Origin of the sequence: Mycobacterium arosiense ATCC BAA-1401 = DSM 45069 (genome assembly GCF_002086125.1) — a bacterium.
GTDB lineage: Bacteria > Actinomycetota > Actinomycetes > Mycobacteriales > Mycobacteriaceae > Mycobacterium > Mycobacterium arosiense.
The window spans coordinates 1-24081 of record NZ_MVHG01000051.1; the positions used below are offsets into that span (position 1 = coordinate 1).

Genomic DNA, 24081 nt, shown 5'->3' on the forward strand with positions numbered 1-24081 from the left:
ACCTTCAATCACTCGGCTACGACACGCCGGTCACCAAATCGGTCCCCGACTCGTACACCACCTTGGCGGACGCAACCCGGTCAAGAGGCCGTCCAAACCTGAACCACACATCGACACGCTACGAGCGGCAGGCCACCCAGTCGAGAGAGTTTCAACCCGTCGATCCGCAAGTCTTGACAACATCTCGCCCACGGCTTTGCTGGCAGCTTCGCTGCAGACGGTTCACCGCGGCGGCTTAGTTCCCACTACGCTCACGAAGCTGACACATTCTCCAGGGGTGCCCCCCAAGTTGTGGGTCAGCGCAAGTGAGCGGTCGGCCGTGATCGTCTGGATCGTCCTTTCGGCTGGGGCTTCGCCGCGAAGTTGTAGCCAGCACTCAAAGAGCATCCGCAGCCCGCTGGCACCGATCGGATGGCCGAATGCCTTGAGGCCCCCATCCGGGTTGACCGGTAGTTGCCCGTCGAGGTCGAATGTCCCTGCTAGCACTTCTTTCCACGCGCTGCCCCGGGCGGCGAATCCAAGGTCCTCCATCAAGATCAGTTCGGTGGGCGTGAAGCAGTCGTGGACTTCGGCCATCGCCAATTGCGAACGGGGATCGGTGACGCCGGCCTGCTGGTAAGCGTCTCGCGCGCTGGCCACGACTTCGGGGAAGGTAGTGAAGTCATACATCCGGTCGGCAGAGCCGGCGCCGGAGCCGGCGACCATCGATAGCCCCTTGACATATAGCGGCGCGTTGTTGTAACGCGTGGCCTCATCGGAGCGCACGACGATCGCGGCGGCGCTGCCGTCGCTGACACCGCTGCAGTCAAAGACTCCGAGTTGTCCGGCGATCAGGCTGGCGTTCCTTATCGTGTCGAGACTGATCTCCTTGCGGAACTGAGCCAGTGGATTGCGGGCGCCATTGAAGTGATTTTTGTGTGCGATGCGGGCGAGCACCGTTTTGATCTCGTCTTTGGTTAGCCCGTACTTTTCGCTGTAGGCCGGTATCAGCATACTGAACGCCGCGGGTGCAGTGAGCTCTATGTCGGTTCCGTCGCTCGGTGGATTACTGATAGTCAGCCCGGAAAAGCCACTGTCTTTAAGCTTTTCCACACCGATGGCCATAGCTATGTCGTAGGCGCCGCACGCTACCGCATAGCAGGCATTGCGTAGGGCTTCCGAGCCGGTGGCGCAATAGTTTTCCACCCGGGTGACCGGTTTGTCGGTGGTACGCAACGCCCGTGACAGAGTCAGTCCACTGTGCCCGGAGCCCATGGTGCCCAGCCAGTATGCGTCGATATCGGAGGACTCCAATCCGGCGCTGGCGAGCGCCGATTGTGAGCTATCGACGAGTAGGTCTGCGGCGCTTTTGTCCCACGCCTCACCGAACGGTGTGCAGCCCATTCCGACGATCGCGACGCGATCAGCTATTCCCGTTGAAGCCATGGTGCCCTCCTAGGTGGCGGGGTCGTGTAGCGCAGGTCGCGCTTTCCAGAAGTAGTTGTGCACCCCGCCGGTGGTGGTCATCCGGCGGAAGGTCATCTGTACCCGATCGCCCACTGCGACGCCGTTCGCATCAGCGTCGGTCAGCTCGCACATGAACCGTCCTCCGCCGTCGAAGTCAACGGCCGCCAGGCATAGCGGGGGACTGGGTGAGTAGGCCAGCCGGTCGACGCTGAAGGTCGCGATGGTGGCAGGCACGTCAGCCAGCCGCTCGGTCGTCATCTGGTCGACTGCGCCGCAGTGCCAGCAGCAGCGTGCCGGGGGGAGATGCCGTGTTCGACAGCGCAGACAGCGCGCCGCGACTAGCCCGAACTTCCAGTCGGTGCGGCGGGCGCTTGGCGGCGCTGCGGCCACGGCAGGCTCCGGACGGCGTGGCGGCTCCCGGCGCAGCTGGTCTTTCCACGAAAGAAATGTCAAGTAGGACAATGTGTCGCTGCCGGAGGCGATCTGGTTGGCGACCGTCGGACTGCTTCGGTGCTCGGCTAGCGCGTCACAGGTGCGCCAGACTGAGGCGCTGGCGCCGTCGGCGAGGGTGAGTGTCACTACCACCTGCCCTGGCTTGGCACGGTCGAGCACGTCAGCCAACACCAAGCCCACTTGCGCGGTGGCCGGGTTACCGATGCTTCGGGTGAGGTCATCGGCGACAACTGCAGCAGGTACACCGCTTTGGGCTGCGGCCGCCTTGACAGCGCGTTGATGAATGCCGCAGACGATCAAGGTGTCGATGCCGTCGCGGTCCACGCCCGCGGCTAGTAAAGCGTCGGTCAGCGCTTCCAATGCCAGTGGCACGTACTGCTGTTCACCGAAACGTTCTTCCCACAGCTGGGCACTGGTGGCATCGGGCCGTCGCCATCGATCGAGAAATTCCGCACTCATGTGTCGCGAACTCAGGTGCTCGGCCAATACCGGCGCGCCGTGTGATTCTGGCCCGACGAGCAGGGCCGCCGCGCCGTCGCCCCCAGTGGCTTCATCCATGGAGCCGGGCAGCCCGCTGCGGGTGTCGGAAAGCAGAACCATTGACGTGCGTCCAGTGGCGCCCTGCGCGAGACCAGCATCCAGCGCCGCCAGCCCGCTGCGCACCGACCCAACCATGTCGGCGGCCAGCGTGCTGGGCGCTAGGCCGAGCGCGGCGTGGATCGCGGTCGCGTTGGTCTTGTCCAGATACGCGGGGGCGGAAGTGCAGAAGTACAGCTGCCCGATGGCCGAACGGCGTCCAAGCCGCGATAGGGCGGACCGTGCCGCTTCGACGGCCAAGGTAGTGGTGTTCTCGTCGTAACTCGCTACCGCTCGGCTGCCCCTTCCCGGATTAACCCCCGAGCCCGTGCCGATCTCGCTACGCGCGAGCCGAAAATGCGGCACGTATCCGCTGTAGGCGAGTACCCCAATTTTCATCGACGTCGCCGCTCCATAGTTAGTATTAAATGATAAGTCCGTAATCTATACTACAGTATAGGGACTCCAGGCTTCCGGGCCGTTGCGCAGCCCCGACTAGCGCTGGCTTCGGCCCTTGGTGAATCGTGCGGTCCTGCTAAGGAATTCGGGGCTGCCGAACAAGTGTGTATTGGCGATCCGCTCAAGCTGGCGTCCGGTAACTCGGTCGGAGTCGGTACACAAGTCCACTGCGATTTTGGCCACCCCTACCGCTTCACCGGGGAGCTGGATCAAGTCGGCGACGAAGGCGTTGACGCGGTCGTTCAATGCTTTGGCGGCAACTACGTCATGGAGAAATCCGATTTGCAGTGCTTGCTTGGCGCTGATCTGCTGGCCGGCCATCGTCAGCCACTTGGTCCAGTGGGGTCCGATCAGCCGCGCCACTCGACTCGTCCCGCCACTGCCGGGGACGACGCCGATTCGGACCTCTGGCAGCGCGAATACCGCCGCGTCGGCAGCAAAGCGAAAGTCGCAAGATGAGGCCAGCTCCATACCGATTCCGAGACATGGCCCCTGGGCGGCCAGCACTACCGGCTTTTCGACCTCCTCGATCTTGTCGAAGATGCGGTGGAGGCTGCGATGGGCCCGTCGAAACGACTGGCCGGGGTAATCGCTCGGAGCAGCCATCGCGTGGGCGAGGCCTCCGTCTAGATCCACCCCGGCGGTGAAGTACTTGCCCTCAGCGCGGATCACCAGTACTCGTGCGCTGTCCATTTGTTCCAGCGTGTCCACCGCATCGTGGAGGCTTTGGAGCATCAGGTCGCTGAAGACGTTGTGTTTGTCGGGGCGGCAAAACGTCAGAGTGATGACACCCTCCTTGATATCGATGGAGGCATGTTCGTTGCCCGATGTGCTAACCACGAGGCAACCCCAATCCGCGGTGAGCGATGATGTTGCGCATGATCTCCGAGGATCCTCCGTAGATCGTGGTGACCGTCGAGTGGCGAAAGGCATGCTCCATCTCGCCGCCGGACGGCGCAACGGCGCATCGGTGATTAAGGAGCCCTTCTGGGCCCAGCAGATCCAGCAGATCAGCAGTCATCCGCTGCAGTGCCTCAGTGGAAAAGAGCTTGGCCACTGCGGCTTCCACGTCAGAGATTGCCCCCTGGCCGGCGAGCCAGACTGATCGCAGATTCAGCAACCGCGCGACTTCGTGGTCGATCTTGGCCGCGGCTAGTCTGCGACGCGCGGTGGGCTCTTCGAGGACGGTGCGACCATTGTGGTGGGTGCGCGCAGCCCAGGCCAGCGTTCCGTCGAGCATGCGACCCATGGTGCCCATGAATGACGAGCCGGCACCGAATGCGCTGCCCCGCTCCGTGGTCAGCGCCAGCGTCAAGAATTCCCAGCCTTTGTTGAGTTCGTGCACGCGCGCGGTGTCGGGTATCCGCACATCGGTGTAAAAGGTGATGTTCGTGCGTTCCCCGCCAAGAGTGTGTACCGGCTCCACCACGATGCCGTCGCTGTTAAGGGGCACCAGAAACATGGTCAGGCCGCGGTGTTTGGCCGTCGCCGGGTCGGTGCGGGTTAACAGCAACACCCACGTCGCCTCGTGGGCCATCGTGGTGAACATCTTCTGGCCGTTGATGACCCAGTGGTCGCCATCGCGCACAGCACGCGTGCGCGCAGCGGCAACATCCGAACCGGAGTCGGGCTCGGAGAACCCCAACGAGATCAGCGCTTCACCGGCGACGACCTTGGCTACGACCTCGGCGCGCTGCTGCGGCGAGCCAAGGGCCCGGATCGCGCTGGCGCCGCACATGGTGGTGATCCATCCGTCTAACGGAGCGCCTGCGCGGTGCAACTGGTCGAGCAGTACCATCGCCTCGATCTCCGATAGATCTTGTCCGCCTTCTGATTTCGGCCAGGTGGGTGCCAGCCAGCCGCGCTGGGCCAGCGCCCTGTGCAGCCCCCAGTCGTGCATCGTCCCGGTCTCTAGCGAGCGCGCCACCACATCGGCGGTGACGTGGTCGGCGACGAATGTCCTGACTTCCTCGGCGAAGGATTCGGCGCCGACCGGCAAGGAAAAGTCCATGCTCACACCACCTTAGCTTGGGAGAAGATTCGGTCGGCGACCACGTCTAGGACGCCTTGGCGGTCACCGTCCAGCAGGGAAAGGGCCTTGGCGCGCCGGTAGAACAGCTGAACGTCGTACTCGAGCATGAAACCGTACCCGCCGTGAAAGTGCAGGCTCCACCGGGCGACCGCCTCGGCGGTCTGGGCTGAGAAGTAAAACGCCATTGCCGCCAGGCTCTCCGCTTCGGGAGTCCGCTGGTCAAGGGCCCAGGCGGCCTCCTGGCACAGCAGCCGCGCCCCGTCCACGGCGGCTTGGCAGTCGGCCAAATGGTGGGCGATCGATTGGAAGCTGCCCAGGGGCGCGCCGAATTGGGTGCGGTCTTTGACGTAGGCGACACCGATCTGAAGTGCCGCAGCCGCGATCCCCACGAGCTGAGCGCTCGTTAGTACGCGCCACTCGTCACGCGCCCGTTCGTAGGTGGCGGCCGCCGCCTGACCAGTTGCGATCACCGTAATCTCGGCGCCCTCTGCAGACCAGTCAGCCACCGGCAAGTCCGCCAAGTTGGGTAGGCCCGGCGGGGGGCCTGCCGGGCCTACCACGACAAGGTCGTCACCCGTCATACCGATGACACGCTGAGCGACTGCGCCGCTTGGCACCATCTTCCACGTCCCGGCCTGAGCGGCGCGCAGGCTCAGTGTCGTCAGCACGGAGCCCGACAGCACCTCGGCTAGAGGCTGCGACAGGTCGGCCGATGCTAGTAATCGCGCCGCCACCCAACTGTCGACATAGGGCACCGGCGCTATATGGCGGCCGACCTGCTCGCAGACCAAGGCCGCATCCACAAGGCCGGCGCCGGCGCCGCCACTCGCCTCGGCAATCGCGATGCCTGGCGCACCCATCTCGCACATCGTTCGCCACAGCCTGACGTCGAACCCTGGTGGATCTGCTGATCGGGCTAGTTCGATGGCCTTAGACTTTTCGAAGAGCGAGCCGAAGACCTCCTGAACGGCGATTTGCTCCTCGCTGAGCGCTAATTCCATGTGTCTCCTCGGCCCACAGTCCCAGTTGCAAGATAGATTGATATATTATAGCTTCATACCAGATTTTCTAGAGAAAGGCCCCGTTGACAATGTCAAAGTCGTCGGACGTCTCGCCGCTGATTCTGTCGTCGAGCCGCTATCCGACCGGATGGTTCCAGATCGCATGGTCTGACGAGCTCGCGCCCGGCGAGATTAAGCTGCTTCGCTACTTTGGCGAGGACATCATTTTGTGGCGCAGCGAGAATGGAGTGCTCACCGCCCAAGACGCCTACTGCCTGCATCTGGGGGGCAACATCGGGGTCAGGGGCACCGTGGTAGGCGAGGAGGTCCAGTGCCCCTGGCACGGATGGCGCTGGAGTCAGCAGGGCCGCAACACCGACATTCCGCACAGCGCCCAAAAGTGCAAGCCCACTTTGCGTTTGAAGACGTATCCGCTGGTCGACTGGTACGGGGCGGTACTGGTCTGGCACGACATATTGCAACGCGCACCGATGTGGCAGCCCGATTGCATCGACGAACTGGAAGGGCAGGACTACTACTCGATGCTTCCGGACTGCCGCGTCGTGCACCGCATCAAAGCCCACCCTCAGATGCCGTTGGAAAACAGCGCCGACCTGTTCCACGTGGTTTACGTCCACGGCGGAGAAGTCGGGGACATCGTGAGCTTGGAATTCGACGGGCCATATGCCACCGAACACTTGGGGATCAATTACGGCGGCCGCAAGCCAGATGGCACCTGGTTAACCCCGGAAGGGGAACGCAAGGCGCTTATTTACGCGCGAATGGGCGGCATCGGCAACACCTGGCTACGGTTCCCCGAAGAACTCCTGCCTGCGGTGCAGTTCGTCAACGTGACACCCGTCGATGAGACTTACAGTGACTACTATTTCGGAATGACCACAAGGCGCGTCCCGGGGGGCGACGGCCCGACGGGCGTGGAACGCAAGATGATCGATTTACAGATGAAGATCATCGAGCAAGACTTCTTCACATGGGAGAACATGAAGGTGTTGCACGCGCCGAACTTCGCGCCCGAGGAAGCGCCCAACTACAGTGCGGTGCGTCGCTGGGCCCGGCAGTTCTATCCAGATCCCGATGACGCTGCGGTCGATGAGCGCTGAGCCGTCGGTGGCGTATATGCAGCACGAGCCGCGCGATCATTACACCCTCGAAGTACTGCTGGCGCAGCATGCTGCGACCACGCCGGACAAGGTGTGTTATTACATCGACGATGTCGCGCTGACGTTTGGCGAGTTGCACAGCAGTGCAGACACCGCGGCGGGCGCATTGCTGGGTTTGGGTGTCCAACCTGGTGATTCGGTGGCGCTGTTCGCCGACTCGTGCCCGCAGTGGCTGACCATCTGGTTGGCGCTGCCGCGCATCGGGGCCCTTTCGGTACCGGTGAACACCATGTTCAAAGGCGAATTTCTAGCTCATCAGCTGCGCGACGCGGCCGCCTCGGTAGCCGTTGTCTCGGCGCGGCTGTTAGACCGCATCCTCGAATTGCTCGACGAGCTTCCCAAGCTGCACACGGTTTTGGTGCTGGGCGAGGTCGCCGACGCCGCGGCGCCGGCGACTTCGCGGGTGCGGGTGCTATCGGCTGAGGTGCTGTCGAGCAGTGACGGCTGTGCGATCACGGGGCGCGCTGTCCCGCTGGCGTGGAACGAACCCGCGTCGCTCATCTACACCTCGGGTACCACCGGTCCTTCCAAAGGTGTGATGGTGTCCCAGCACTACCTCATCAGTGGTGCACAGGTCGTGGTCGACGCCGGTAACTGGTCAGAGCCCGATGTGCTGTTTGGTGCGGTGCCACTCTTTCACGGCAGCGGACTGCTCGGACTGGTTCTACCGGCCCTGATTACGGGCTGCACCAGCGTCATTGACAAGCAGTTCTCGGTGTCGGCGTGCTGGGACCGGGTGCGCAAGTATGGGGCTACCGGCATGATGGCAGTCGGGCCGATGATCATGATGCTGTGGAGTCTGCCGGAATCCGACGATGATAGCCGACTGCCATTGCAGGTGGTGCTAGCCGCACCCATCCCTGCCGAAGTGCATCACGCCATCGAGAAACGCTATGGCGTGCGGCTCACCACAATCTATGGCCTCACCGAAGCCCAGCCAATCACCGTGATGCCTGTCACCGGACCCGCGGTGCCGGGATCGGCCGGAAAGGCCAGCCCCTACTTCGAGGTCCGGGTAGTCGACGACAACGACGAGGACGTTGCAACCGGAGTAGTGGGCGAGATCGTGTGCCGGCCGACCCGACCGCACGTCATGTTTGAGGGATATCGTGGGCGCGAGGCCGACACCCTGAACCAGATGCGCAACCTGTGGTTCCATACAGGAGATTTGGGTCGCCTCGATGCCCAAGGGTATCTGTTCTTTGTCGACCGCAAAAAGGACGCGATCCGGCGCCGCGGCGAAAACATCTCGTCCGTCGAGTTAGAACGCAGCGTCACCGCCCATCCTGCTGTCCAGGAGTGCGCGGCGCTGCCGGTGCCCAGCGAATTGGGTGAGGACGATGTCAAGATTGCCGTCATCCTTGGCGACGCCCAGCTCACCCACGAGGAGCTGATGGACCACTGCGTGGCGGTGATACCCTATTTCGCGCTACCACGCTATATCGAGTTCGTCGACAGGTTACCCAGGAACGCCACCGGCCGAGTGCAGAAGTTTCTCCTGCGCGAGCAGGGAATTACCCCGAGCACCTGGGATCGAGAAGCCGCCGGCTACGTGATCCAGCGCTGATCCCGGTTGCCACCCTAGGTTTGATAGCGCTTGAGGCACATCCGATCTCCATCGGCCAAAGTGGTAATGCTGGCGCAATCGGTTGATCTTGGCGACTATATCGGGATGGATAACCGTCCGGCAGCGCAAGGTGAATCGGTTGCGCTGGGAGATGAACTCGAATGGCGCCAGTGTCGCTTTAGTGAGCGTCAGGAAGCCAGGCGATGGTCGTCCAGATCTCAACGATCAAAATGGGTACGCTGATCAGCGCAAGGTAATGCGCCGGGCCATAACGGCGTTGGACTGCTTGCGCGCAGGGCAGCGGGTGGCGCGCTACACGTACTGGGCTCTCCGACGCGATCGCCCGAATGCCGCCTACCGCCTACCCGCCTTGGTTGGCCGGAACGCACGACGGATCTCCGACCGACGCGGGGGTCGATGTCGATGAGTGCCGAGTCAAACCATCTGGCGCAGAACATATTTCGCTCATGCGACGAGCCGACGGAACTGTTGGGCCGCAGAACGCCGACTACCGCCGCACAAACCATTCCCGACCGCCTCAGTATTGCTTGCTGCCTGTTCTGTAAGCAGCGTCGGGCCACGGCGGGTGCTACTCGCCGGACAACTTGTGTGCCGCAATGCGACGCCGGTGAAAGGTACTGTCGCCCCACTGCGAGCACGCCACTTGCGCGCGCTTGAGGTACAGGCCGATGTCGACCTCGTCGGTCATGCCGAGACCACCATGCATCTGCACGCCCTCGCGCGCGATGAGACTGAACGCCTCATTGGCCCAAAGCTTGGCCACACTTACGGTTTCAGCGGCGTCCCGAGGTTGCTCATCGAGGCTGCGCAGTGCCGCACGCACCGTCGATGTGGTCATTTCCTCGGCTACCAGCATGCGTGCCGCGCGATGCTGCAACGCTTGAAAGCTGCCGATGACCGCCCCGAATTGGACGCGATGCTTCAGGTGATCCACGGTGAGCTGCAATGCCGCGCTCAGCGATCCCAACATTTCAGCGGAAAGCAGACCCGTTGCCACGTCGATGGCTTCGTCCAACACCGTCGCTGCTGAGTCGGGCCCAATGAGCAATGCCGCGCGGTCCAGTGCTACCTCATTGAACAGTAGGTGCGCCCGTGGCTGGGAATCCATCAACCGGCATGCCTTAACCGATACACCGGGCTGGCCGGCGTCAACCACGAAAAGTCCAAGCGGTGCCGAATCTTCACCTGAGAGACGTGCAGAAACCAGATACGCATCAGCCTGCGCGCCGTAGAGCGCGAAGCGCTTCTCCCCGCTCAAGCTGTAGCCCTGCGATGTCTGCTCGACACACGTACGTACCCTCGAAACAGCGTGGTGGTTGCTCTCCTGATGGGCCACGATCGCTAGTGACTGGCCGGCTAGCACCGACGCCAACAACGCCGACCCCCGCTCGCCGCCAGCGTTCTGCAGACAGGTTAGCGCCTGACAAACCGCGAGCAATGGGCTCAACACCAGGTTGTGGCCCAATTCCTCGAAGATAACGCCCAGGGGGTAGTAGCCCGCGCCCACGCCGCCCCGGTCGGTACTGACGGCCATCGCCGGCCACTCCATGTCGAGCATTTGACGCCACACTGTCGCCCGCATCCCGGCCGAATCAGGCTCGTCGCGCAGCGCTCGCACATCGGCGACCGGGCTATGGGCGGCGACGAACCCGCGCGCAGCTGCGCGCAGGGCCACCTCGTCCTCGTCCAGGGCCAGCGACACGGCACTCATTGGGCATCCGTCTGCGGCAGTCCCAGCCCGCGCCGGGCGATGATGTTCAACTGGATCTCGGATGTGCCGCCTTCAATACTGTTGGCTCGCGAACGCAGCCAGGCACGAGCGCGTCCCACGCTCTCAGGCGCCAGGCCCTCACCGTCCCAACCAAGGGCGTCAAAGCCCAGAAGTTCACAAATCAGATCTTCGCGCTTCATATTCAGCTCGGTGCTGACCAGCTTGACGATCGAAGGCACGGCGACGTCGCGGCGGCCTTCGTCTCGGTAACGCGCCGTGGTGCATTTCAGCGCAGCCAACTCGGCCAGGTGCTGGCCGAACCGCTCTGCCAACGCCTCTCCATCTGAGCCTTCCTGCCCTGCAGTCCTCTCGGCGACGAGACTGGTCAGCGAGACCGAACGCCCACCCCCGCCACCGGATAAGCCGCCGCCAGCCGAACCGAGCATCGCCCGCTCATGGTTAAGCAACTCTTTGGCAATCGGCCATCCTGCCCCTGGTTCGCCGACCAGGTGGTCGACGGGCACCCGGACCTCGGCGAAATGCACCTCGCAGAAGACCGAAGCGCCAGACAATAGGGTGATCGGCTCCACCGTGATACCCGGCGAATCTAGATCAATAAGCAGGAAGCTGATTCCGCCGTGCTTGTTCTCGGTATTCGTGCGGACCAAGCAGAAAATGAAGTCCGATACATGGGCGTAGGAGCTCCAGATTTTGTGTCCGGTTACCACGTAGCTGTCCCCATCCAGCGTGGCGCGGGTGCGCAGCGCCGCAAGATCAGAGCCGGCCTCCGGCTCGGAGTAGCCCTGGCACCACCGCACCTGTCCGCGGGCGATGGGTGGCAGGAAGGCGCGCTGCTGGTCTTTGCTCCCATGGGAAAGCAATACCGGCGCAAGCATTTTGATCCCGGTATTCAGCTCTGCCATCGGTGGCCGCGCGCCGATTCGGGCGAGCTCGTCGGCCAGCACTGCTGCGTGCGCGTGATCCAGTCCGGCCCCACCGTGCTCCACCGGCCAGCGTGGCACTATGAACCCGCGCCCGCCCATCGCCTCCAGCCACGCACCTGCCTCAGCACTGACGCCGCCGGCGCGCCGACCGCCGCCGGGAAGGGCCTCACCAGGTGCCAGCGGCTTACGCATGGCGGGCGGGCAGTTCACGTCGAGCCACTCAGCCACCTCGCTGCGAAACCGGCGGAGTTCGTCGTCACTGTCCACGCCAACCTCCTCTTGACTGCATCCGGCAGCAGGGCCGCGAAGTTTGACACCCCTACTCAGCCAGAACTATGATGAACTAATAATATATACACTTATCCTACTACCGCTCGGGCTGGCCTGAAACCGCTCACTCAGGAGGCCTGGAGCACCAGCGAGGAGCCAACGAATGCCCTATTTAGCAGGCCGACTCTTCTACGACGCCGACAGCCACCTGATGGAAACGCAGGACTGGCTGTCCAAGCATGTGGATCCCGCATTCAGGGAGCAGATCCCGCCGATGAATTTCGATCTGATCGGCAATTTCGGCGACGCGCTCAAGGCCCTCGGGGCCGACGGGGCGCACCCCGAGGCGGCCGCTCGCGAGTTGGAGTCCAACATCATGGGTGCCAAAGGATATGAGGCGCTAGGCGCGAGCAATCCCGGGGAACGCAGCCGCGCACTGGATCTGCTAGGGGTTAGCGCGCAGCTGATCCTGTCTGGGTTGTCTGTGACGCAATTTCTGTATCACAAGGACGTCGACGTGAAGTACGCGGGCACGCGCGCGCACAACCGGGCCATGGCCGAGTTCTGCGCCGATGACCCGCGGATGTTCGGCGTCGGCCTGGTTCCGCTGGTCGATCCGGAACGGGCACTGACCGAAGCCCGCGAAGCGATTTCGCTCGGTTGCCGCGCAATTTGGTTGCGTACCATGCCCGATGGGGACCGCTCGCCTGGCCACAATGCGCTCGACCCCTTCTGGGCGTATCTGGAGGAGACCGGGACGCCGTTCATCGTGCACATCGGCGCGCAGAACCAGCAAATCAAACCTGCATACATGAACAACGGCCGGCCGATGCCCAAGGATTTCCTCGGCGGCGGTGAGGTTATGCGCGCCAAGGACTACACAATCTTCCATCAGCTGGCCGAGGCGTGGCTATCCTCGCTGATTCTCGACGGAGTCTTCGACAGATTCCCACGCCTGCGTGGGGCGGCGATCGAGTTCGGCGGCACCTGGGTGCCGGGCTTTTTGCATCGACTGCAGTCCGTCGTAAAGGGGTGGGGACGCGCCGAACCGCACTTGTTGGCCTACGAGCGCAGCCCCTACGAGATGGCCGTGGACCAGTTGACATTCACGCCGCTACCCATCGAGAACGTCGGCGCGCTGATTCGCGCTACCACGCCGGACATCTGGATGTTTGGAACCGACTATCCGCACATTGAAGGCTCACGCGATCCCTTCGGCAAGATGATGAGCACGATGGACGACTTCGACGACAGTGTGTTGCAGAAGTTCTTCTCCGCTAACTTCGCCAAAATGATGGGCCAGCGCTTGCCCGTGCCGCAGTGAGCTCGGTACCAAAGCCTGACCTCCGGGCTGACGGCGGACCGTCCTGGCAGGCGGCGTTCGCCGAGCTGACCGGGCCCGGCGCGCGGCTGGAACTGGGCACTGACGCCGAGGGCCGGCGCAACTTCGTCCACCGGGCAAAGTCCGTGGTGGAGTTGGTGGCGCGCGCCGCGCGTCACGGCGATCGCGATTTTTTGGTGCAGGGCGCCCGCCGGGTCAGCTTTGCCGACTTCGCCACGATGGTGTGGGGCACCGCCACTCGTTTGATCGAAGATGGTCTGCGCCCGGGCGAGTGCGTGGCCATCTTGGCGCCCAACTGCATCGAGTGGGTGCTCAGCGCCTTCGCCACTGCGGCCGCTGGTGGCGTGGCAGTCGCGTTCAACACTTCCTGGACTCCGGATGATGTGGGGTTCGCGCTGGCCAATTCAGGTGTCAAATTCCTTGTGATACACCAGGATTTGTTGCCTCTCGTGCCAGCCGAACGAGAAGTCGTCACCCCGGAGCGCGTCTACGTGATTGGCTCCGCAGAATCGACCAGGTACTCGGTCACGTCCTTCGCTACGCTCGAGCACCGTGCAGCCGAGCGGCCGTTGGTGCATGTCAAGGAATCTGACCCGTTCGTCGTGGTCTACACCTCTGGAACGACTGGGCGGGCCAAGGGGTGCATCACCACTCACTTGGGCACCGTCGCCCAGGTGAACTCGATGGTGCTGAGTGCTGTCCTGGACAAAGCCACGGCGCCGCGCAGTTCCGCCGAAGCGGGTTCGACTCAAACCGCAAGCGAGCACGCTCTTTTGGCGACATCCCCGCTTTTTCATGTCTCCGGGCTGCATTCGGGGGTCTGTTCAGCGCTGGCCACGAAATCCAAGGTGGTGTTTCTGCCGGGCAGATTCGAACCCGTGGAAGTGCTGTCGCTCATCGAATCTGAACGCATCACCGCTTGGGGGGGTGTACCCACGATGATTTACCGGGTCCTGACCTGCGAGCGATTTGCCGAATTCGACATCTCGTCGCTGAGGTCGGTGGCCATCGGCGGAGCGCCGCTGAGCCCGGCGACACTGGCGCTTGCCCAACGCGTGCTCGGCCATCGGCTGCGCATCGGGCACGGGTACGGCATGACTGAAGCCCACGGCTCAGTCACGATGAACGCCGGGCGCGCTCTAGCCGAACGGCCGGACTCGGTAGGCACCGCTCATCCGCTGCTTGACATCAAGGTGGTCGATCCGCGGGGCGCCGAGGTCGGACCAGGCAATTGCGGTGAGATCGTCATCCGCGGTGTCACGGTGACGCCCGGATACTGGGCCGACCCTCAGGCGACCTCCTGTGCCATCCGCGACGGTTGGCTGCATACCGGTGATCTGGGCATGTTCGACGAGCAGGGCTACCTCTATTTGCGGGACCGCCTCAAAGATCTCATCATCCGTGGCGGAGAAAACATCGCCACTCTTGAGATCGAACATCGCCTGGCAGAGCACCCCGCCGTCGTGGAAGCCGCGGTGTTCGGGATACCCGATGACGACCTCGGCGAACGGATCGGCGCAGCAGTGGTGCTCGCGCAAGGAGCTGATGTCTCTGTGGCTCAACTGCAGGCGTTTGTCACCGACAAGCTGGGTCGGCCGCGCACCCCTGAGAAAGTGTGGATCACCTCGGCGCCATTGCCGCGTAACGATTTGGGCAAAGTGCCCAAAGCCCGACTACGGGAAACACTGATCAGTAATGGTTGATCCCTTCGTGACAGACCAGACGTCCGGCGCGGTGCCCGCAAGACAACATCGCGCGGGGATCTCCCCACTCATGCCGGCCCTGGATCGCCCACCGACTTCCCGCTTACAATCGCACTTTCTCGGCGCCCGGTTATGCATCCACCAATTACGACGCACCATGATGAGGACGCACCTATGACACAAAGCCCCGAAACCGTCGGTCAGTCGAATGCCAACGCCCCCCAGGTGGATTACGACCACCACATCGATTCAGACCTGCGTCCGCTGTGGACACACATGCGTGAAGCATGTCCGGTGGCGTTCAGCCCGCACCACGGTGGCTTCTGGGTGGCCAGCACATATGACACCATCTCCGAGGTCGCACACGATCCGCAAAACTACTCGTCCACTTACGTCACAGTGCCACCGCAATTGGGCATCGGCGACATGGGTATGCCTCCGCTTACCACCAACCCGCCCGAGCATGGGCCGATCAAAGGCGTGCTGACAACGGCATTCACCGTGCCCAAGGTCGCTCAGCTTGAGCCAATGGTCAGCGCCATCATCGACGCCGCACTTGACGCGGTCGCCGACAAGTCATCGTTTGACGCCAGCCACGAGTTCGCCCGGGTGGTGCCAATGTTCACGATCGCGCGCCTGCTCGGCTTGCCTGCCGAAGACGACGCCAAGTTCACCGACTGGGTCTATCGGATGGTCGAGCTAGCCGGCGAGGATGAATCTTTCGTGGCCGGTATGGAGCTGCTGGAATACTTCAACGACAAATTGACCGAACGCCAGAAACGGCCCGGCACAGACCTCATCACCTACCTCACGCAAGCCGAGGCGGACGGGCGGATGCTCGACGACGCCGAGATTATCCTGGCCAGCATGGCCCTGCTGCTGGCGGGCATCGATACCACCTGGAGCACACTGTCGGCAGCGATCCTGCATCTGGCCAAACACCCAGATCACCAGCAGGCCCTGCGCGATCATCCCGAGCAGATCCTCACGGCCTGCGAGGAATTCCTGCGCTACTACGCGCCAGTCACAGTGGCGCGCCAGGCAACCACCGACCAACAGCTCGCCGGCTGCCCTGTGCAGGCCGGACAGATGGTGCTGATGCCGTTCGGTTCTGCAAACCGCGACGAGACCCGCTTCGAGAACGCCGATCAACTCGTCTTGGACCGCACGCCCAACCGCCATCTGGCATTTGGAGTCGGAATCCATCGCTGCCTGGGCGCTAATCTGGCTCGACTGGAACTGCGGCTGGCCCTAAACGCCTTCCTGCAACGAGTGCCCTCGTTCAGCCTAGATGTCTCGAAGCCGGTGAGATGGTCGCAGGGCCAGATTCGGGGACCGCGGACGGTGCCAATCATCGTGGACGCGTCAGCAGCATACTGAGCGGCGGCGACCGGGACCAATGTCATTTCCTGTTTAAAGTCGTGGTTATGGCACCTCGTGAGCGAATAGCCACACCCTTCACGGCGGCAAGTACCGCGGCGGACGTCCTCCAGGGAGTCGATCTCACCGGTCTCCGGGCGATCGTGACCGGCGCCTCCTCCGGCATCGGCGTCGAAACGGCACGCGCTCTGGCGGCCGCTGGCGCTGAAGTCACGCTCGCTGTCCGGAACACGGCGGCCGGGGAGGGTGTCGCTGAGCTGATCGAAACCGGCACCGGCAGGATCCGGCCACAGGTTATCCGGCTCGACCTGGCCGACCAAGTATCCGTCGACAAATTTGTCGAGGCCTGGCAGGGATCGCTTCATCTGCTGATCAACAATGCCGGCGTAGTCACCAGCGGCCTTGAACGAACACGCGAGGGGTGGGAGCTGCAGTTCGCTACGAACCACCTCGGTCACTTCGCTCTCGCAAGCGGCCTACACGACGCTCTCGCGGCGGGCGCGACCGAGCGAGACGGAGCAAGAATCGTATCGGTCAGCTCAACGGCTCATATGCGAGCCGGAATCGACTTCGCGGACATCCACTTTCACCGTCGCGACTATGACCCGCAGATCGCCTACGCCCAGTCCAAAACCGCAAACTCACTGTTCGCTGTCGAAGCAACTCGGCGATGGGCATCTGACGGCATCGTCGCAAACACGGTCAACCCCGGAGGCGTCGCCACAGGGCTCCAACGCAACTTCACTTTCGAGCAGAAAGCCTCACTTGACGCCGCAGAAGCCGCGGGAGTGTTCACGTATAAAACCATTGAGCAGGGCGCCGCAACCACCATCGTCGCCGCCGTCGCACCCGCCTTTGCCCACACTGGCGGTCACTACCTCGACGATGGGCAAGAGGCCTACACAGTCCCAAACGACGCCGACTTAGCCCAGCACCCCCATGGAGTAAAAGAGTGGGCACTGAACCCTTCCACCGCCGAGAAGCTTTGGATGATCTCCTCACAGCTCCTCCACGGGTGACCTACTCACCTACGACCCATTAGCCGTTCCGATTGTGCGACAGATTATTTCATTTCAGTTGCAGAGCGGCCGTCGCTGAGTAGTGTGGCGCACACAGCAGGGTAGGCATCGCCGCAGGGAACTTGGGCAGTTTCACCCTGGAGTCAACTAGTCTTAAGTTAGAACGTGTGGTTTGATATTAACGTGGTTCACACTGGAGCGCGATCGTGCCGCAACTATATCGGTGGTCAGTTCCACGATAGTGGCTCGGCGAGCATTACCGCGGATAATCCCTCGACTGGCCAGGTGCTGTGTCACGTGCCGCTCTCCACGGCGGAGGACGCCAAGCAGGCTGTCAGCGCCGCGCGCGCCGCGTATGAAGACGGCCCCTGGCGTCGCACCTCACCGGCGGCTCGCGCCCAGACGCTGATCGCGCTGGCCGACGCACTGGAATCACGGTTCGACGAGTTGGAGGCCGACCTCGTTGCCGACACTGGCTGCACGGCGCGGGTGACGGCCATGCTGCAGGTCGGCGGCGCGTTGGCGCATCTGCGCGACTTCGTTGAAATGGTGGGCCTGCTCGAGTACCCGCAAGCTTTTCCGATCGCCGACCTCAATGGGTTCGGGCAGTCGGAGATACATCGTGAACCCTACGGTGTCGTTGCGGCCTTCACTCCCTACAACTTCCCGCTGCTCGTGCTTATCTGGAAGATCGCGCCGGCGCTCTTGGCCGGTAACACGGCGGTGATCAAGCCTTCCCCGCTGACGCCGCTGGCCGCGCAGGCCTTCGCCGAAGCGTGCGAGGCGGTTCAGCTGCCGCCGGGAGTAATCAACGTCGTGCATGGCGATGCAGTGGCCGGGCAGGCGCTGGCCAAAGATCCAGGGGTCGATCTGATCACCTTCACCGGAAGTACCGCGGTAGGGCGCGCCTTGATGGAAGCGGGCGCAGCTACGGCCAAGCCAGTGTTGTTGGAAATGGGTGGAAAGTCGCCGTCGATTCTCCTTGAGGACGCCGACGTGGAACTGGCGACACGCGGGACCTTGTTCGCGTGCATGCTTAATTCGGGACAGGTGTGCGCTGGCACTACCAGGATGCTCGTGCCGCGACGGCTGTACGCGGACGTGTGCGATCTACTCAAGCAGCGCGCCTCGGCGATGAAAGTCGGGCCCGCAGAAGACGACGAGACCGACGTCGGCCCGGTGATCAGCGCCGTGCACCGCGACCGCATCCTCGCGCACATCAGCTCCGCGCGTGACCAGGGCGCGGCAGTACTCGTCGGGGGCGCCTCGCCGACCGATCTTGGCGACGGGTATTACGTGCAGCCTACCGTGCTCGCGGAGGTCGACGAGCAAATGGCAGTGGCCCAGCAGGAGATTTTCGGCCCGGTGCTGTCGGTACTGCCCTATGACACGGTCGCTGACGCGGTGCGCATCGCCAACGGCACCCCATACGGATTGGCCGCTTCGGTGTGGTCTCATGACCTCGCCCAGGCGCGGGCATTGGCACACCGTATCGACTCGGGCACCGTGTGGATCAACGACTTTGGCGTCGCCGACGTCCGCCGAACACCGTTCGGCGGGCGCAAGCAAAGCGGCGTCGGCGCCGAATTCGGCGTCGAGGGATTACTGGCCTACACCCAGCCCAAAACCATCTACACCGCACTGGACACCAACGTCGACAATCGAGGTTACTCGGTGGTTGCACTGGAGTGGGATTGACAAAAGCCCGCACGCGGGCCGCTGTCGCGCCACCGTGTGAGATGAAAGGATCAGAATGACAGTTCAATTCGGCACCATCGGGTTCTATGAGGCAATGGCCGAGATGCTTAACAGCGACCCTACCTGGGCCGAAAAATCCGGCCAGCTCAACCACACCATGGTCTATCGCTACGGCCCGCCGGTAGACCGTGATTTCGTGCTGACTTTCCGCGATCGTAGGGTTGTCGACCCACGCGAGGCCACCCCAGAAGACGTGGAAGCTGCTGATTTCGTCATCAGCGCTGAGGCCGACGTGTGGCGTCGCGTCTTCGAAGGTGATATGAATCCCACCGTGGCACTGGCGCGGGGTAAGGTCAAAGTCGACGGTGACACCAAACTGCTCCTAAAGAACATGGGCGCGTTCAAATATGTCATTGAGGCCATGGGTCGCATCGAATTTGTTTGACGCACAGCCGATGACGCTGCTGATTCACCCGCCTAGCGAGTAGCTGATACCACGAGGAACTGCCGGTCTGCGGGCATACTCTGGCGGCGCCGCCTTTGGTTAGGTGCTAGGTGCCAATTGATTCGACTCGCGCTAATGGGCGGCGTATGCCCACGAGTCTTCGAAAACCGCGGCTAGCAGCAACTGACCTTCTTCAACCCGCCTTGACGCGCACCCGGTTGGTCAACTTTAGTTCCATGCGCGGACGGCACGCGCATAGCTTCGGCGGGGATCGCGGCCACCGCACTACCGATAGCGGCTAACTCCAGCCCTTTTCGCCGCCGCCATCGTCGATCGCTGCCGGGACCTTGCTGGGCACCCGGCTCCGCTGGCGAAGCTCGGCCACGATCGGGATCCACATTTTAAAATCGCTTGAGTAGGGCGTGTAGAAGGAAAACCGGTCAACCAATCCTCCAAAGCGGCGCCAGATTTCGTCGGCCACTTGCTGGGGTTCGGCCACCACCGCAAAGGTGTGCAGCACCTCGTGATCGATGCAATCGCCCATGCGCGCCCACCTGTCGTCGCGGCCGCTGCGCGCCAAAGCGGCCAACTCCGTGTGAAGGTCTTCCCACCCATGCACGGCCAGCACGCCGCGGTAGGCCGGGGTGCTGGCATAGAACCCAATCCGCCGACGTACCCCCTGGCATGCCGCCGCCATCTCCTCCTCGTTGCGCCCCGTTGCGACGAATCCCAGGTACGACACTGCGATGTCGTCGCGCTTGCGGCCGGCAACACGCAACCCGTGGTTCAAAGCCGGCAGAGTCACATCGCACAGATAACGCGCAGTGCTCAGTCCGTGTGTGAGCACACCGTCGGCTACCTCCCCGGCGATCGCCGTCATGTACTCGCCGACTGCAGCGACAAAGATTTGCGGAGCGGTGGGGTTGGGCGGCGGCGCAAAAAATGGCGTCATCAGCGTGTGACTGTAAAAGTCGCCGCGAAAGTCCAAGGACTCGCCGGTGTCCCAGCATGACCAAATCGCCTTGATGGCCCTTACGTACTCGCGCATTCGCGCCGCCGGGCGGCTCCACGGCATGTCGTACCGACGCTCGATGTGGGCCTTGACCTGGCTGCCCAGCCCCAGGATGAAACGTCCCCGGCAGCAGGCCTGCAGCTCATGCGCCACATAGGCCATTTGCATGGGGCTGCGGGCGAAAGCCACCGCAATGGCGGTTCCCAACTGAATGCGGTCGGTGTGGGCGGCGGCCAATGCCAACGGCAAATACGGGTCGTGAGCGGCCTCGGCGGAGAAGTACCCGGTATAGCCGGCAGCTTCATATTCTTGTGCCTCAGCGATGACGCCCTGGGGGTCGTGCACGCTCAGCCGCGCGTCAATGTCCATCGCTAAATGAGCCCACGCTGATTGAATGGACCGTTCATCCAAGTGAGGGCCTCCTTCATGCCGACGTCTTTGACCTGATCGAAAAACGCATTGCCGTCGGGTCGTGCCGTGGAGGACAGGTAGTGCCACATCCAGGCCTGAGCCAAATGCGTGCGGAGTCCCATGATCTCGTAGGCCTGATTGACTTGATGCTTGTTCGCCGCCAGCAGGCCTGCGTCGACACTCGACAAAGCTTCGGCCTCGTTCCACGCATGTTCCTGTAGCTCCGCAGCGGGAAAACTTTTAGCGATCCATCCCCACTCGGCCGCAGTCTTGCCGTCCACCGAATTGCCGGTCAGTTGCAAGTATTTCGCCCTCGCCATCGTCATCTTCCACGCCAAAACCGGCACGTCTGGGGTCGACATGGCTCGGACTGGCGGATAGCCGATCCTTGCGTCGTCGGCGGCGAACACGATGTCGGCAAAGGACATCAATTCTGTACCCCCACCCAGGCAATTGCCCTGCACCACAGCCACAATCGGTTTCAACAAATCCCATGCCACCAGCCAGTCGTCGAGACAACTACGCGCGAATGGGTCGGTCCATTTCCTCAACGATCGATCACTGATCCAACCTGGGCGTGCGGCTCGATCGGCGCTTGACCCGTAAGGCGCCCCCAGGTCATAACCCGAACAGAACGTCGAGCCATCGCCGTCAAGCACCACAACACGGACCTTCTCGTCAGACTGTGCGCGCCGCAGCGCAGCTACCAACTCCAGGCGCATCGTCATGCTCAGCGCGTTGGCGGACTGGGGACATGCGAGCGTGACGTGCGCGATCCGCTGCTGAATCCGATAGCGAATCTGGGTGAACTCTTGGTCCCCGGAGGTCGGAAGTGGTCGATCAACCACGGATGGTACCGTCCCTTCAAAATCGTTTTCAGATAATATGATCTAAAAGTACTCTTCATGACAACGGGTAAGGGGTTCGATGGTTGAGCGGCCACAGCACGACATCGACGAGGGAGAGCCCGAACTGGTCGTGGATCCCCAGGGGCCGGTACTGGTGATGACGCTCAACCGGCCATCGGCGCGTAACGCGCTCACCACCCCGTTGACCAAGGGGCTTACCGCTGCACTGGCCCGGCTTGCCGACGATCCCTCGCTTCGGGCGGGAGTGCTCACCGGGGCCGGCGGGGGATTCTGTGCGGGCATCGACCTGAAAGCATTCGCGTCTGATGGGCCGCCTGCCGGACTTCGCGAATTACTGCGCGCTCGCAGCGTCAAGCCGGTGATCGCAGCTGTCGAGGGATTTGCCCTGGCCGGTGGCCTTGAGTTGGCACTGATGTGCGATCTGGTGGTCGCTGCGCGAGGCGCCAAAGTCGGACTGCCCGAGGCGCGTCGCGGGCTGCTCCCTACCGGAGGTGGACTATTCCGGCTTCCTGAGGCGCTAGCCACCGAGATGGCGTTGACCGCTGCAATCCTGCAGGCTGAGCGATTGGCTGCCCATGGTGTCGTGGCCAGGCTCACCGATCCTGGTATGGCCCTTGAGACCGCAATGTCATTGGCACAGAGCATCGCCGCCAACGCGCCGATGTCGGTGACGAGTTCTTTGCAGCTGATCAGGGCGCGGTCGGGTCGAAGCGAAGAGCAGATGTGGGAGCTGCAAGCCCCGCTGCGCGACAAGGTCTTCGGATCGGCCGATGCCCGCGAGGGCGCCATGGCCTTCGCCGAGAAACGTCAACCTCAATGGGCCGGGCGCTAAGCCAGCGCGACAGCCGCCAACCCCACCGAGGAGATTTAATGAGCACTGACATGCACGACTACGTCATCGTCGGCGGAGGGTCGGCTGGCAGCGTGGTCGCCGGCCGGCTCGCCGACACCGGCGCGGACGTGGTGCTGCTGGAGGCCGGCGGCACCGACCGCCGGCCCGATGTGGTCATTCCGGCGGGGGTCATCAGCGTCTATAAGACTGCCAATTGGCGCTACGTCCCCGAGCCCGACCCCTCACGCGACGGCTCCACCGAGGCTTGGCCGGCCGGGCGGATCCTCGGCGGAGGCGGCTCCATCAACGCCACCGTGTTCGTCCGCGGCAACCCTGCCGACTTCGACTCGTGGGCCGAGGCCGGCGCCAAAGGCTGGGACTACGCGTCGGTGTTGCCCTACTTCAGACGGCTGGAGAACTGGAACGGCGCACCAAGCCAATATCGTGGCGCCGGCGGCCCCATCGATGTGGGCGAACACACCATGCACCATGCTGCCAATACCGAATTCGTACAGGCTGCCCAGCAGGCCGGACACTCGTGGAACCCCGACTACAACGGGGCCACCCAAGACGGTGTCGGGCATGTGCAGGTCAACCAAGGCCGCGGTGTGCGTTCCTCTGCTTCGCGGCGTCACCTGCGCGAGGGCGGCGGTCGGCGCAAAGCCGACGTCCGCCTGCACGCCCTGGGCTATCGCATCTTGTTCGATCGCAACCGTGCGGTAGGCGTCGAGTATCGTCGCCGGGGTACTAGCGAGCGGGTCTACGCCCGCCACGAAGTGATCGTCAGCACCGGTTCGATCGCGTCGCCGCGGCTGCTGATGCTGTCAGGCATCGGGCCGACAGATGAGCTGAAAAAGCACAACATCGACATCCACACAGTCCTGCCGGGCGTCGGTCACAATCTGCAGGAACATCCGGCGGTCATGCAACGCTGGAGCACCTCGATGGCCACATTGAACACAATTAGCGCCCGCACCGGACTGCGCATGCTCGCCGAATACGCCAGACAGCGCACCGGTCCGTTGGCGGCCACCGTTTTTCACGAGCAAGTCATGCATAAGACTCGCGACAACCTCGCAGCACCCGACATCCAGATCGCGTTCGCCAACTTTGCCACCACCCGCGAAATCGACAATAACGGTGCCATGAAGGTCAAGCCCAGCCGCGAGGCCGGTTTCCTGGTGTCCACCCTGTTTCTGCATCCACGCGCACGCGGCCGTATCCTGCTGCGCAGCAACTCTTCCACCGCGCGCCCGGTCATCGAGCACTCACTATTGGGAATTCCCGACGATGTGCGAGACATAATCGCCGGGATGGCCGAGGCACGCCGCATCATGGCGCACGCGCCGATCAATGCGCACGTGGGGGACATGTTCGAGCCCGAAAACCGTTGTCATACCGACGAAGACTGGCTGCGCTTCACCGAACAGAACGTCACCTACGGCGCGCATCCCGTGGGCACCTGCAAAATGGGCGTCGACGAAATGGCTGTGGTGGATCCGGAATTGCGGGTGCACGGCGTTGAGGGCCTGCGTGTCATCGATGCGTCGGTGATACCCACCTCGCCCACAGGCAACACCAACGCACCGACGATGATGATCGGCGAACGCGGCGGTGATCTGATTCTGGGCAATGCGCTCAGGTAGCTGAGGGGCGCTTGTCCGCGTTTTGTCGCATCGGCATATATTCATAATTGAGAAAGCTCGATT

The 24081-nt window shown here is 62.9% G+C and carries 19 protein-coding genes; 10 read left to right on the forward strand and 9 right to left on the reverse strand.

The window, feature by feature from the left end:
• Positions 1-222 precede the first annotated feature (222 nt).
• From BST14_RS18140 to BST14_RS18160, 5 genes are all read right to left on the reverse strand, one after another.
• Entirely contained in the window at positions 223-1425 is a 1203-nt protein-coding gene (locus BST14_RS18140) for an acetyl-CoA acetyltransferase (protein WP_083065776.1), read from the reverse strand.
• Between the two features lie 9 nt (positions 1426-1434).
• The gene (locus BST14_RS18145) at positions 1435-2874 is read right to left on the reverse strand and encodes an OB-fold domain-containing protein (protein WP_083065777.1); all 1440 of its coding nucleotides are present in this window, start codon (positions 2872-2874) and stop codon (positions 1435-1437) included.
• Between the two features lie 96 nt (positions 2875-2970).
• The gene (locus tag BST14_RS18150; RefSeq protein WP_158085888.1) at positions 2971-3774 is read right to left on the reverse strand and encodes an enoyl-CoA hydratase/isomerase family protein; all 804 of its coding nucleotides are present in this window, start codon (positions 3772-3774) and stop codon (positions 2971-2973) included.
• Positions 3767-4945, reverse strand: coding sequence for an acyl-CoA dehydrogenase family protein (locus tag BST14_RS18155; RefSeq protein WP_083065779.1), 1179 nt, complete (start codon positions 4943-4945; stop codon positions 3767-3769). Before BST14_RS18155 ends, BST14_RS18150 begins: the two co-directional genes overlap by 8 nt.
• A gap of 2 nt (positions 4946-4947) precedes the next feature.
• Positions 4948-5967, reverse strand: a complete 1020-nt coding sequence (locus BST14_RS18160; RefSeq protein ID WP_083065780.1) for an acyl-CoA dehydrogenase family protein — start codon at positions 5965-5967, stop codon at positions 4948-4950.
• 89 nt (positions 5968-6056) lie between these two features.
• On the opposite strand from BST14_RS18160, the gene BST14_RS18165 reads away from it, so the two are divergent.
• Positions 6057-7088, forward strand: a complete 1032-nt coding sequence (locus tag BST14_RS18165) for an aromatic ring-hydroxylating oxygenase subunit alpha (RefSeq protein ID WP_083065781.1) — start codon at positions 6057-6059, stop codon at positions 7086-7088.
• A complete protein-coding gene (locus BST14_RS18170; RefSeq protein WP_158085889.1) occupies positions 7078-8715 on the forward strand; it encodes an AMP-binding protein in 1638 nt (545 codons plus the stop codon). Before BST14_RS18165 ends, BST14_RS18170 begins: the two co-directional genes overlap by 11 nt.
• Before the next feature lie 589 nt (positions 8716-9304).
• Here the strand turns inward: BST14_RS18170 and BST14_RS18175 are convergent.
• Together BST14_RS18175 and BST14_RS18180 are read right to left on the reverse strand one after the other, a co-directional pair.
• Positions 9305-10447, reverse strand: coding sequence for an acyl-CoA dehydrogenase family protein (locus BST14_RS18175; RefSeq protein WP_083065783.1), 1143 nt, complete (start codon positions 10445-10447; stop codon positions 9305-9307).
• Positions 10444-11658, reverse strand: coding sequence for an acyl-CoA dehydrogenase family protein (locus BST14_RS18180; RefSeq protein ID WP_211280752.1), 1215 nt, complete (start codon positions 11656-11658; stop codon positions 10444-10446). The genes BST14_RS18175 and BST14_RS18180 overlap by 4 nt, the downstream gene beginning before the upstream one ends.
• Positions 11659-11872: 214 nt before the next feature.
• Here BST14_RS18180 and BST14_RS18185 point away from each other — a divergent pair, with 214 nt between their 5' ends.
• From BST14_RS18185 to BST14_RS18210, 6 genes are all read left to right on the forward strand, one after another.
• Positions 11873-12985, forward strand: a complete 1113-nt coding sequence (locus BST14_RS18185; RefSeq protein ID WP_158085890.1) for an amidohydrolase family protein — start codon at positions 11873-11875, stop codon at positions 12983-12985.
• 143 nt (positions 12986-13128) lie between these two features.
• Complete coding sequence (locus BST14_RS18190) at positions 13129-14706, forward strand: class I adenylate-forming enzyme family protein (RefSeq protein ID WP_158085891.1); 1578 nt, start codon at positions 13129-13131, stop codon at positions 14704-14706.
• A 411-nt stretch (positions 14707-15117) separates the two neighbouring features.
• Positions 15118-16086 (forward strand): cytochrome P450, encoded by a 969-nt coding sequence (locus BST14_RS18195; RefSeq protein WP_158085892.1) that lies wholly within the window; start codon positions 15118-15120, stop codon positions 16084-16086.
• A gap of 47 nt (positions 16087-16133) precedes the next feature.
• Entirely contained in the window at positions 16134-17105 is a 972-nt protein-coding gene (locus BST14_RS18200; protein WP_083065803.1) for an SDR family NAD(P)-dependent oxidoreductase, read from the forward strand.
• A gap of 183 nt (positions 17106-17288) precedes the next feature.
• Positions 17289-18803, forward strand: a complete 1515-nt coding sequence (locus tag BST14_RS18205; RefSeq protein WP_083065787.1) for an aldehyde dehydrogenase family protein — start codon at positions 17289-17291, stop codon at positions 18801-18803.
• Positions 18804-18858: 55 nt separating this feature from the next.
• Positions 18859-19248, forward strand: coding sequence for an SCP2 sterol-binding domain-containing protein (locus BST14_RS18210; RefSeq protein WP_083065788.1), 390 nt, complete (start codon positions 18859-18861; stop codon positions 19246-19248).
• Between the two features lie 298 nt (positions 19249-19546).
• Here BST14_RS18210 and BST14_RS18215 read toward each other — a convergent pair whose 3' ends face one another.
• Positions 19547-20671 (reverse strand): TIGR03617 family F420-dependent LLM class oxidoreductase, encoded by a 1125-nt coding sequence (locus BST14_RS18215; protein WP_245845500.1) that lies wholly within the window; start codon positions 20669-20671, stop codon positions 19547-19549.
• On the reverse strand, positions 20632-21519 hold the full coding sequence (locus tag BST14_RS18220; protein ID WP_083065790.1) for an enoyl-CoA hydratase-related protein: 888 nt from the start codon (positions 21517-21519) through the stop codon (positions 20632-20634). Before BST14_RS18220 ends, BST14_RS18215 begins: the two co-directional genes overlap by 40 nt.
• 79 nt (positions 21520-21598) lie before the next feature.
• On the opposite strand from BST14_RS18220, the gene BST14_RS18225 reads away from it, so the two are divergent.
• Together BST14_RS18225 and BST14_RS18230 are read left to right on the forward strand one after the other, a co-directional pair.
• On the forward strand, positions 21599-22372 hold the full coding sequence (locus tag BST14_RS18225) for an enoyl-CoA hydratase-related protein (protein WP_083065791.1): 774 nt from the start codon (positions 21599-21601) through the stop codon (positions 22370-22372).
• Positions 22373-22410: 38 nt separating this feature from the next.
• On the forward strand, positions 22411-24018 hold the full coding sequence (locus BST14_RS18230) for a GMC family oxidoreductase (protein ID WP_083065792.1): 1608 nt from the start codon (positions 22411-22413) through the stop codon (positions 24016-24018).
• Positions 24019-24081: the final 63 nt, after the last annotated feature.